This window comes from Planococcus sp. 1R117A, from assembly GCF_051417975.1.
Classification (GTDB): domain Bacteria; phylum Bacillota; class Bacilli; order Bacillales_A; family Planococcaceae; genus Planococcus; species Planococcus shenhongbingii.
The window spans coordinates 857,152-867,896 of sequence record NZ_JBPRLO010000002.1 but is presented as its reverse complement, the minus strand read 5'-3'; the positions used below and the strand labels follow the sequence as shown (position 1 = coordinate 867,896).

At 44.7% G+C, this 10,745-nt stretch carries 8 protein-coding genes and 12 tRNA genes; 19 read left to right on the top strand and 1 reads right to left on the bottom strand.

The window, feature by feature from the left end:
• Positions 1–34: 34 nt before the first annotated feature.
• From ACSFXN_RS09750 to ACSFXN_RS09695, 12 genes are all read left to right on the top strand, one after another.
• Positions 35–110, top strand: a tRNA-Ala gene (locus tag ACSFXN_RS09750).
• Positions 111–129: 19 nt separating this feature from the next.
• A tRNA-Met gene (locus ACSFXN_RS09745) sits at positions 130–203 on the top strand.
• An 8-nt stretch (positions 204–211) separates the two neighbouring features.
• Positions 212–288: transfer RNA gene (locus ACSFXN_RS09740), tRNA-Ile, on the top strand.
• A 16-nt stretch (positions 289–304) separates the two neighbouring features.
• A tRNA-Ser gene (locus ACSFXN_RS09735) sits at positions 305–397 on the top strand.
• Between the two features lie 50 nt (positions 398–447).
• Positions 448–524: transfer RNA gene (locus ACSFXN_RS09730), tRNA-Met, on the top strand.
• A gap of 4 nt (positions 525–528) precedes the next feature.
• A tRNA-Asp gene (locus ACSFXN_RS09725) sits at positions 529–604 on the top strand.
• Positions 605–621: 17 nt separating this feature from the next.
• Positions 622–697 (top strand) — tRNA-Phe (locus ACSFXN_RS09720).
• A gap of 7 nt (positions 698–704) precedes the next feature.
• Positions 705–778 (top strand) — tRNA-Gly (locus ACSFXN_RS09715).
• Positions 779–795: 17 nt separating this feature from the next.
• Positions 796–872: transfer RNA gene (locus ACSFXN_RS09710), tRNA-Ile, on the top strand.
• Position 873: 1 nt separating this feature from the next.
• Positions 874–948 (top strand) — tRNA-Asn (locus ACSFXN_RS09705).
• 4 nt (positions 949–952) lie between these two features.
• Positions 953–1,043: transfer RNA gene (locus ACSFXN_RS09700), tRNA-Ser, on the top strand.
• A 6-nt stretch (positions 1,044–1,049) separates the two neighbouring features.
• Positions 1,050–1,121 (top strand) — tRNA-Glu (locus ACSFXN_RS09695).
• 86 nt (positions 1,122–1,207) lie between these two features.
• On the opposite strand, the gene ACSFXN_RS09690 is transcribed toward ACSFXN_RS09695, so the two are convergent.
• Positions 1,208–2,176, bottom strand: coding sequence for a DMT family transporter (locus ACSFXN_RS09690; RefSeq protein ID WP_437149892.1), 969 nt, complete (start codon positions 2,174–2,176; stop codon positions 1,208–1,210).
• Between the two features lie 398 nt (positions 2,177–2,574).
• On the opposite strand from ACSFXN_RS09690, the gene ACSFXN_RS09685 reads away from it, so the two are divergent.
• The 7 genes from ACSFXN_RS09685 to ACSFXN_RS09655 all read left to right on the top strand — a co-directional run bounded on the left by ACSFXN_RS09685 (position 2,575) and on the right by ACSFXN_RS09655 (position 10,685).
• Positions 2,575–3,966 (top strand): isochorismate synthase, encoded by a 1,392-nt coding sequence (locus ACSFXN_RS09685; RefSeq protein WP_437149891.1) that lies wholly within the window; start codon positions 2,575–2,577, stop codon positions 3,964–3,966.
• Entirely contained in the window at positions 3,953–5,650 is a 1,698-nt protein-coding gene (menD, locus tag ACSFXN_RS09680) for a 2-succinyl-5-enolpyruvyl-6-hydroxy-3-cyclohexene-1-carboxylic-acid synthase (protein WP_437149890.1), read from the top strand. Before ACSFXN_RS09685 ends, menD begins: the two co-directional genes overlap by 14 nt.
• Positions 5,650–6,477 (top strand): 2-succinyl-6-hydroxy-2,4-cyclohexadiene-1-carboxylate synthase, encoded by an 828-nt coding sequence (gene menH / locus ACSFXN_RS09675; RefSeq protein WP_437149889.1) that lies wholly within the window; start codon positions 5,650–5,652, stop codon positions 6,475–6,477. The genes menD and menH overlap by 1 nt, the downstream gene beginning before the upstream one ends.
• Positions 6,474–7,292, top strand: a complete 819-nt coding sequence (menB, locus tag ACSFXN_RS09670) for a 1,4-dihydroxy-2-naphthoyl-CoA synthase (protein WP_437149888.1) — start codon at positions 6,474–6,476, stop codon at positions 7,290–7,292. The genes menH and menB overlap by 4 nt, the downstream gene beginning before the upstream one ends.
• A 61-nt stretch (positions 7,293–7,353) precedes the next feature.
• Entirely contained in the window at positions 7,354–8,787 is a 1,434-nt protein-coding gene (locus ACSFXN_RS09665; protein WP_437149887.1) for an o-succinylbenzoate--CoA ligase, read from the top strand.
• Positions 8,778–9,842, top strand: coding sequence for an o-succinylbenzoate synthase (gene menC, locus ACSFXN_RS09660; protein WP_437149886.1), 1,065 nt, complete (start codon positions 8,778–8,780; stop codon positions 9,840–9,842). The genes ACSFXN_RS09665 and menC overlap by 10 nt, the downstream gene beginning before the upstream one ends.
• 198 nt (positions 9,843–10,040) lie before the next feature.
• A complete protein-coding gene (locus tag ACSFXN_RS09655) occupies positions 10,041–10,685 on the top strand; it encodes a hypothetical protein (RefSeq protein ID WP_437149885.1) in 645 nt (214 codons plus the stop codon).
• Positions 10,686–10,745: the final 60 nt, after the last annotated feature.

The window sequence follows — 10,745 nt, the reverse complement described above, 5'->3', positions numbered from 1 at the left end:
GCAGGTTCGAATCCTGTCTTCCCGACCATTCAATGGGGCCTTAGCTCAGCTGGGAGAGCGCCTGCCTTGCACGCAGGAGGTCAGCGGTTCGATCCCGCTAGGCTCCACCAACTATATAATAAAGATCCTGGCGGCGTAGCTCAGCTGGCTAGAGCGTACGGTTCATACCCGTAAGGTCGGGGGTTCGATCCCCTCTGCCGCCACTTTTTTAGGACCTTTAGCTCAGTTGGTTAGAGCAGACGGCTCATAACCGTCCGGTCGCAGGTTCGAGTCCTGCAAGGTCCACCATTCATTTTATTAGCACGGAGGAATACCCAAGTTTGGCTGAAGGGATCGGTCTTGAAAACCGACAGGGGAGTCAAATCCCGCGGGGGTTCGAATCCCTCTTCCTCCTCCATTTTTTTCAAAATGTGTGGACTATCATTTTTATTTCTTCTATATTATTGTCGCGGGGTAGAGCAGTTCGGTAGCTCGTCGGGCTCATAACCCGGAGGTCGCAGGTTCAAATCCTGCCCCCGCAACCAAAATGGTCCCGTGGTGTAGCGGTTAACATGCCTGCCTGTCACGCAGGAGATCGCCGGTTCGATCCCGGTCGGGACCGCCATTTTTACAGAACAAAATGGGTCAGTAGCTCAGTTGGTAGAGCATTAGATTGAAGCTCTAAGTGTCGGCGGTTCGATTCCGTCCTGACCCACCATTTTTTTGCGGGTGTAGTTTAGTGGTAAAACCTCAGCCTTCCAAGCTGATGATGAGAGTTCGATTCTCTTCACCCGCTCCATTAATTATTATACATATGGGCCTATAGCTCAGCTGGTTAGAGCGCACGCCTGATAAGCGTGAGGTCGATGGTTCGAGTCCATTTAGGCCCACCATTCCGAAGTAGCTCAGTGGTAGAGCACCGCACTGTTAATGCGATGGTCGTAGGTTCGAATCCTACCTTCGGAGCCATACTGGGGAAGTACTCAAGTGGCTGAAGAGGCGCCCCTGCTAAGGGTGTAGGTCGGGAAACCGGCGCGAGGGTTCAAATCCCTCCTTCTCCGCCAGTATTTGGCCCCTTGGTCAAGCGGTTAAGACACCGCCCTTTCACGGCGGTAACACGGGTTCGAATCCCGTAGGGGTCATACAAAAAGAGACATGCATTCTAATGCATGTCTCTTTTTTTGTTGACATTCAAAAAGGAGACACTTGATTTTAAAGTGTCTCCTTTTTAGTTGTTAATGGTGTGAACAGGATGGAGATTTTGTTTAAATGAAGCTTGGCTATGGATGAGCATTCCAATCATGACGACGGCAATTCCAACACACGACAGAGCAGATGGAAGAGCAATAGAAAGAAAAATTACTTCTCCAGCCAGTGCAAACAAAACTTCTAAAGATTGTGTAGCTTCCACGGCTGCTAACTTTTTCATATCTTTTCTGACTAAATCAGTTGCCATGAAAAAAAGTACGGTGGCGATAACTCCTGAACAAACGGCTACGATTAACGACTGAAAGATTTGTAGAGAGCTTGGTGTACCTTCTGTCCATAACCCGTAGCAAGCAAGTAAAAACCAAAAAGGGAGACTTGCTAATGTCATCCCAAGAACACGTTGATAAGCGTCTAAACGGCCGCCACATAGAGCCATCATTTTCCGATTGCCGAGCGGATAGGCGAAAGATGCTAAGAGCACAGGGAGAAAGCCAAGCAAAAATGTTTGCAGTGGAATTTGTTGGGCATTTTCGAGTTGCATTATTAAAATACCTAAAAGAATGATCAAGGATATTGCTAATCCTCTATAAGGAATTTTTTCTCTGACTTGGAGCGGACCGTTGCGAGTCTGAATCGTTGTATAAAACAAGGGTACTAATAAGGAGCCAGAGATGATGGTGATCTGCCATGTTCCTGCAATCAGCCAACCTGGCGAATAAGCGGCAGCGTAACAAAGAGGCGCATAGAACAAGACAAATCCGATAAAACTCCAAAGCAGCCACTGTGCAGGTGCCCGTTTCATTTCAATTAATAGCGGCTTCAAGTTTTTTCGAACCAGCACAATAAGTAAAAGAAAAGGGACCATAAATAAATATCTTAATGAGGCACTCCAAATCCAACTTCCGCCCGCCGAATCCATGCTTGCATTCAGAACAAATGTAAAAGCAAAAAAGAAAGCCGCAAAAATACCAATAATAATAGGTCCCAAACGTGCTCATCCTTTCCAATTAAAACTTATCTCAATATAGCTTGTTTAGAAATTTCAGTCAATACAGAACCTCTTCTTTTATTAGAAGAGGTTTCTTATTTAAAAGTGGGAGTATGTGATGAACTAGCAATCTGATAATAAGATGACTAACAGGTGCTTCTCTGCAGGTATTTGCGAAAGTAAGACGTGTTTATTGCTTTATGCGGTCAGTAATAAACGGCAACAAATGATTGTGTCATTCTGTACAATTTTTCCGTCTGTATTCTCCTTCAATTTCATTGGAAATACAGCAAATGTTGTGCTCAATTTAATAGAAAAGAGTATGATAGAAGATAGAGATTAAAAAGTGAAGCAGATTGCGATTTATTGCGCAACGAGTTTAAAACGGAGGGAAAAAGATGAATCCACAACAGAATTCATCGACAGAAAAATATACGAGTACGCGATATCTTGCGTACAGTTTTTACACAGAAACAATTGAAGTCTCCAGAATGTCGGCGTTGGCATTTTTTGAAGCAGGGGATAAGCATTATCAAGGAAAGCGAATGTTTTGGCAAAATCGTGAAAAGACATTTACCTTAGTTGGACTTGGACATGCCCATGTTCTTGCTTCACCAAATCATCATGGACGGTTTGAAGAAATCAAGCAAGATTGGCAGAGTTTGTGCAGCCAGATTGTTAATGAAGAAGCAGATGTGCAACCCATATTATTTGGCGGATTTTCATTTGATCCGTTAAATGAAACTCAAAGCGAATGGACCCATTTTCCACAAGCTTATTTTGCAGTGCCATCATTTCAATTGATAATTAAAGATGATCAGGCATATGTCAGCATCAATTTAATTACAAATGAAGATGCCACCTTCAACGCATTTGAGGCTTTGCGGAAAGAACGGGACCGGCTGATCCATGCTGCCCAAGTTATGGAACGACCGAAATACCAAAAACCGCTTGTAGTGGAACGTACTGAAATTAAGAAAGAGCAATACATGGACTCGATTAATAAAGTGACGGCCCTCATTAAAGCAAAACAAGCCCAGAAAGTGGTGATTGCACGTTCGCTGAGATTAGAATTTGAACAGCCGCTTTCATCTGCGTCGGCTCTTTATCAAGTATCTGAAGAGCAGCCTGAAAGTTTCCTATTTGGTTTGGAAGCACAAAATCAATTGTTCTTCGGTGCTACGCCGGAACGGCTTGTAAAAGTGAAGGACCGGCTAGCCCTATCTACATGTTTGGCAGGATCCACTCCTCGGGGCAACACGGTGGAAAAGGATGCAAAGCTTGGCAATGAATTACTGTATGACAAAAAGAACCGTTCAGAACATCAATTTGTGGTTAACATGATCAGTGAAGTCTTTAACGAGCATAGTTCCCATATGTTTGTACCCCAAAAACCCAAATTAATGAAGATAAGGGATATTCAGCATCTTTATACACCGGTTGAAGGAGAGCTGAAACCAGATTCAACTTTGTTCGATTTGGTTAAGGCTTTGCATCCTACCCCGGCTCTTGGCGGTGAACCGAAACAGGAAGCGCTGAGCTTGATCCGCCAGTATGAAACGATGAACAGAGGATTTTATGCTGCGCCAATCGGTTGGATAGATGCAAAAGGCGACGGCGAGTTTGCAGTAGCCATCCGGTCAGCGCTGCTGAACGAAAAAGAAGCTTATTTGTATGCAGGAGGCGGGATTGTAGAAGATTCTACATCTGAGTCCGAGTATGCAGAAACTTGGGTTAAATTTAGACCAATGCTTCGTGCGCTTGGAGGTCAATTGAGTGACGAATCGTAAATCGTTAACAGAGTATGTCTCAGCTTTTACACATTCACTTATACACTTAGGCGTCACAGACGTGGTCATTAGCCCAGGTTCCCGGTCAACGCCGCTTGCTTACGCATGCATGAAACAAGAAGGTTTGACTGTATACCGGCAGATTGATGAGCGTTCTGCGGCTTATTTTGCGCTGGGAATGGCTAAAGCATCCGGCAAGCCGGTCATGCTGCTTTGCACTTCAGGAACGGCTGCTGCTAATTATTTTCCTGCTGTTGTAGAAGCTTATTATGCAAGGGTTCCATTACTGGTCGTGACAGCGGACCGGCCGCCTGAATTGCGGGAAGTCGGTGCGCCGCAAGCTATTAATCAAATCAATTTATTTGGTTCCCATGTGAAATGGGCTGCTGATTTGCCGATGCCGGAAGAACAAAATCTATTGGAATTCTTGGCTCGCCATCTTCACCGGTCAGTTGCAACAGCAAAGACGGAACCAAAAGGGCCTGTCCATATAAATGTGCCATTTCGTGAACCGCTGCGCATCGACTTTGAGCAAAGCTATGTAAGCCGGGGCGAAATGATGCATTTCACTGGTGAATTTGTAATAAATAAAGAAACAAAGGAATTTTTGCAGGGGTTATTGGAACAAGATAGAGGGGTATTGGTGGTCGGAGAAATGACTGCTCCTATGCCGGATGTCTTTTGGGAATTTGTACAGAATTTGCAGTGGCCGGTTCTGGCAGATCCATTGTCCAATTTGCGTGCTAATGTAAAACCGGAAAATCAGCATTTGATCATCGATTCATATGATGCCATTTTGAAAAATGAACAGTTCAAAGCTGCGATGATTCCAGATGTGGTCATCCGAATCGGACCCCAGCCAGTGTCGAAACCGCTGACATTGTATTTAGCCGCAATCAAGCCCAAAAATTATGTCGTGTTTGATGAAAGCCCGATGATGCGTGATGCCCAGTCTGTTGTAACCCATCACATCCAAGCAGCAGCGAAAAGCTTATGGCAGCTCCCAATCAAAGCTAAAGAAGAAAATGCCTATGCCGTTAAATGGCAGCAGGCATCAAAATTGTACTGGCAAATGGTGGAGCAGCATTGTGAAAACGAACTCGATGAAGGCGTCTTGGCAAAATTATTTTTCGATGAACTGGATAAATGCCATCTCGTCGTCAGCAGCAGTATGCCAATTCGGGACTTGGATACTTTTTTCCAAACCAACGGGCGTGATGTGATGATTTATGCAAACCGGGGGGCGAATGGTATTGACGGAGTTGTCTCGACAGCTTTTGGTGTTCAGGCATCAGTAAAACGCCCGACGTATTTATTTATCGGCGATTTGTCATTCCTGCATGACATGAATGGCTTGATAGCTTCGAAAATGCAAGATACAGATTTGACCATTGTCATCATGAACAACGATGGCGGAGGAATTTTCTCTTACTTGCCGCAATCGCAGGAAGAGCGGTATTTTGAAGATTTGTTCGGCACGCCGACAGGGATGAATTTTAAGGATGCCGCGCGTATGTATGATACTGAATATGCAGCAGTACACTCGAACGAAGAGTTGATTTCGGCTTTGCGCAGCCGCAAGCAAAAACTTGTAAAAATCATTGAAGTTTTTACAGACAGGCAACAAAATGTGGAGGTCCATCGGAAGTTGTGGAACCGGTTTAGCGAGGAGCTGTCGAAGTAATGGAGATTCAAATTTTAGATGTTCGCTACCATCTAGAAGTGTTAAACTTTGACAAGAAATCCACTATTGTTTTTCTTCACGGTTTTACTGGAAGCACAAAAACATGGCGTGGAATTGAGAAAGCTTTACCGGAATATAACATCGTTCTGATTGATCTGCTTGGCCATGGCCTGACGGATTCACCAGAAGATTCTGCACGCTATACGATGGAACTCCAAATCCGGGATTTAAATCTGCTGTTCGGACAACTTGGATTAGAAAATTTTGCGCTTGCGGGTTATTCAATGGGCGGCCGCACAGCTCTTGCTTATGCATGCACTTACCCACAGCAGATAGAGGCACTGATACTGGAAAGTGCTTCTCCTGGATTAAAATCAGCAGACGACCGGCTTGATCGGCAACAGCGAGACAGTGAGCTGGCGCTGAAGATATTAGCAAATGGCATTACATCTTTTGTTGATAAATGGGAAAATATCCCTCTTTTTGACAGCCAGAAACGATTGCCGGAAACAGTTAAGCAAACTATCCGCGCAGAACGGCTGCATCAAAATCCGCTCGGGCTCGCTAATAGCTTAATCGGCATGGGAACCGGCACACAAAAGTCTTACTGGACCAAGCTTAAGCAATTGAATATGCCGGTTTTATTGGTAACAGGAGCTATGGATCGGAAGTTTATGGCGATTGCTGAAGAGATGAAACAAGCCTTGCCAAAAGTGCAGCACGGCGTTATTGAAGCGGGGCATGCAATACATGTGGAAAAACCTGCTGAATTTGCTACAATGGTAAAGGAGTATTTAAGTTCTAATTATCGAGGAGGAAAATCATGACACGCGAATGGATTACAGAACGTACATATGAAGATATTAAATACGAAACGTATAATGGCATTGCCAAAATTACGATCAACCGTCCGGAAGTGCGCAATGCCTTCCGTCCGAAAACAGTGCATGAAATGATCGATGCATTTTCACGTGCACGCGACGATTCAAAAGTAGGCGTTATCGTTTTAACAGGTGAAGGCGAGAAAGCATTCTGTTCAGGCGGGGACCAAAGTGTCCGTGGCCACGGCGGATATGTCGGAGAAGATGAAATTCCACGTTTGAACGTATTGGATCTACAGCGTTTGATCCGTGTTATTCCAAAACCTGTTGTTGCGATGGTTGCAGGATTTGCAATTGGCGGTGGCCACGTGCTGCACGTGGTGTGCGACTTGACGATTGCTGCGGACAATGCACGATTCGGACAAACAGGACCGCGCGTCGGCTCGTTTGATGCCGGCTATGGTTCAGGCTATTTGGCCCGCATCATCGGCCATAAAAAAGCACGTGAAATTTGGTACCTATGCCGTCAATACGATGCGCAGGAAGCACTTGATATGGGCTTAGTCAATACAGTCGTGCCTTTAGAGCAGCTTGAAGATGAAACAGTAAAATGGTGCGAAGAAATGCTTGAGATGAGCCCGACTGCACTTCGCTTTGTAAAAGCGGCAATGAATGCCGATACGGACGGTCTTGCTGGTCTTCAGCAAATGGCTGGAGACGCTACATTGCTTTACTACACAACGGATGAAGCAAAAGAAGGCCGTGATGCGTTTAAAGAAAAACGCAAACCGGACTTTGGTCAATTCCCTCGTTTCCCGTGATCAACGAATAATCAGAAGCTGTCCTTTTAGGGCAGCTTTTTTTGAAGAAAGGATTTTTTAGATGACTTATCCGAATTGGTTGAGCCAACGCAGCCATTTAAGTGGTGGCCGCATGGCGTTATCGTTCCAAGAGCAGCAATGGACTTTTGCTGAAATGAATGAAATAGCGCTCGAGTACGCTGGTAAACTGACGGCACTGGGAGTTGCAAAAGAGTCTCGTGTCGCCATTTTGGCAAAGTCCAATCCCGAATTTGTCTTTGTCATGTATGGCTGCATGCACGTTGGCTGCGAAATGGTCATGCTCAATGAACGGCTGGCGCCACCAGAACTGGCTTATCAAATTGAAGACTCTGAAGCTGAATTTGTTTTAGTAGAAGATGAATTGAAAGAAAAAGTGAAGAATTACCATCCGATTTTATTCAGTTCCATCCGGGAAGCGGTTCCGGCTGAGTTTGAAATTCAGCATGAGTGGGAGAAAGGGCGTACAATCTCAATCATGTATACATCCGGGACGACGGGAAATCCCAAAGGTGTTCGGCAGACTGCGGAAAACCATTTTTCGAGTGCCGTTTCATCTGCGTTAAACATCGGAATCTCCCCTGATGATGTCTGGCTTTGTTCTGTCCCGTTATTCCACATCAGTGGATTTTCCATCTTGATGCGGTCCCTTATATATGGCATGGGTGTAAGGCTGTATGAAAAATTTGATGCTGAGCGCAGTGCCAAAGAAATATGCAGCGGGACCGTGACACATATGTCTATGGTCGGCGTGATGCTTGAACGTATTTTGAGAAATGTGGAAGAAGCTTCTTTGGCCGCATCTCCGCGTTTTAAAGCGATTCTTGCAGGAGGCGGTCCGATTCCGGTGGCCTATATCAAGCGTGCGGAACAATGTGGCATACCGGTTCTGCAAACTTATGGCATGACGGAAACATCCTCGCAGACGACTACGCTGCAATCAGCGGATGCAGAACGGAAAATCGGTTCTTCAGGCAAACCGCTGTTTTTGTATCAAGTTAAAATAGATGGCACAGCAAAAGCAGGAGAAAAAGGAGAAATCCTGATTCATGGTCCTCAAGTAACTCCGGGATACATCGGCAGGTTTTCCGACAGAAAAGTCCAGAAAGAGGGCTGGCTTCATACAGGTGATGTTGGTTACTTGGATGAGGAAGGCTTTTTGTTTGTGGTGGATAGAAGATCGGATTTGATCGTTTCAGGTGGAGAAAATATTTATCCGGCGGAAATTGAAAAAGTGCTGCTTGCGCATCCGGCTGTCCGGGAAGCGGGAGTATGCGGAGTACCGGATGAAGAATGGGGTGAAGTTCCAGTGGCTTTTGTCGTATTGAATGAATCTGCGGAAGCGGATGAGCTATTGGCATACTGCAGGGATCAAATTGCTTCCTATAAAGTGCCAAAGCGGTTATCATTTGCTGATGAATTGCCGCGCAATGCATCGAATAAGCTCCTCCGAAGAGAGTTGAAGCTATGGAACTGACAATTGCGGGGATTGAATTGCGAGAGGTGAATAAACCTTTAAAAAGGCCGTTTAAGACGTCTTTGCAGACTGTGGAAGAGCGTGAAAGCCTGATTGTTAAAGTGACCGATGCAGAAGGTGTGGAAGGCTACGGAGAATGTGTGGCGTTCTCGACGCCTTGGTATACGGAAGAGACGGTGGTAAGCAGCCGGTTTGTCATTGAAAAAGTGCTGATCCCGATCTTGCTGCATCAAAGTTTGAAGCATCCCGGCCATGTAAACCGGATGTTTCAGCAAGTGAAAGGCAATCGTATGGCAAAAGCCGCAATCGAAATGGCTGTATGGGATTTATTCGCCAAGAAAAAAGACATGCCGCTTTGGAAAATGGTCGGCGGAGAAGACCGGATGATTCCAGCCGGTGTAGTGGTGGCTGCAGATCCAGAAAAATTAGAAGAACAAGTGGCGGAAGCTGTATCAGCAGGGTATAGCCGCATTAAAATTAAAATCAGCCCGGACTCCGATTTGGATATGCTGGCAGGAATTATTCGGAAATACCCCAATCAGCTCTTTTTCGCAGATGCCAATGGAGCATTTGCGGAAGAATCGTTTGACAAGCTTTTAGAACTCGACCAGGCAGGATTCACGTTAATCGAACAGCCTTTTGGGGAACAGCAATGGCAGCTCCATACCAAGGCGAAAAAAGCAATGAATACCGCTATCTGCCTAGATGAAAGCATTTCAAGCATAGAAGATGTTCAGCGAATGATTGATGAACAAGCCGGCGATATGATTGTCTTGAAAATGGGCAGGCTTGGCGGTTGGAGCGAAGCATTAAAAGTTGCAAGGTTATGCCGAACACATTCTATCGGCATGTGGGTTGGCGGCATGATTGAATTTGGCGTCTCCAAAGCGCATAATCTGGCATTGGCGTCTTTGCCAGGAATTACGCTGCCCGGTGATTTCTCCGATTCTCAGCATTTCTGGAACGAGGATATTATCATTCCAGAAATAACTGTAGAAAATGGAGAAATTGAATTGAGCGCGGAAAGCGGAATTGGTTATGAAGTAAAGTTGTGAAGACAGCATGAATTCCTTGGGGAATTCATGCTGTTTTTTTTGCCAAACCAGAGTGAAAGATTAACCGGTAAAATTTATAGGATTAAATCAAGCACTGCTTTATAGAAAATAACGAGACTGAAACTTATTGCATAGAAAGCCAGTCCTATTTTTAAAAAAAGTAGACCTATTCTCACTTTTTAAAAAGGAGGTTCTTGCTTGAGGAAAGCCATTAAAGTTGTATTGGTTCTTTTAGCTGTGATTGCACTTGGGATTGGATTGCTTATTGTTTCTTTTCTCTGGAGCATGAAAACGGATAAAGATGAAGAACAAAAGATTCGAGGCCAAGCAGAAGTTTATATAGAAGAAAATTTTAATAAGGATTTTGAAATCTACGATGTGTTGTACGACAATATGGGCAATTTCACGTTTGATTATGCAGCAAAGGTGCGCGACAAAAAGAGTGCTACAAAGTTTTTGGTTTATTATGATGAGAATACACAAGAAATGGTGGATACTTTTGTTTCTGAAAAATGGGCTGCTGAATTGGAAAGTGAAATTCGTCCGTATATATCGCAACTGTTTGGGGATTCTGCAGAATTCCATGTCTTTTTTGACGATTTGATTGGGCGGGATTTAGCCATTGATCTTTTAACTCCAGGGAGTTATAAAGAACATGCTGTCAGCCCAGTTGTCCGTTTATCCATTCCAAGGAATAAAGAAGCAGAAGATGAGCAACGGTTTGCTGAGTTGATTTCTTTTCTTCAAAATGAAGGCCAGTTGCAGCATGGCACGCTGATTGCGGGCTATATAGCTGAAACTGGAGAAATATTGGAAGACGAGGAGTGGAGCAAAGAATTTTAAAGATCGGAAAACACGTCTCTTTGCCAGGGACATGTTTAATGATATAAAAAGAAACAAGGG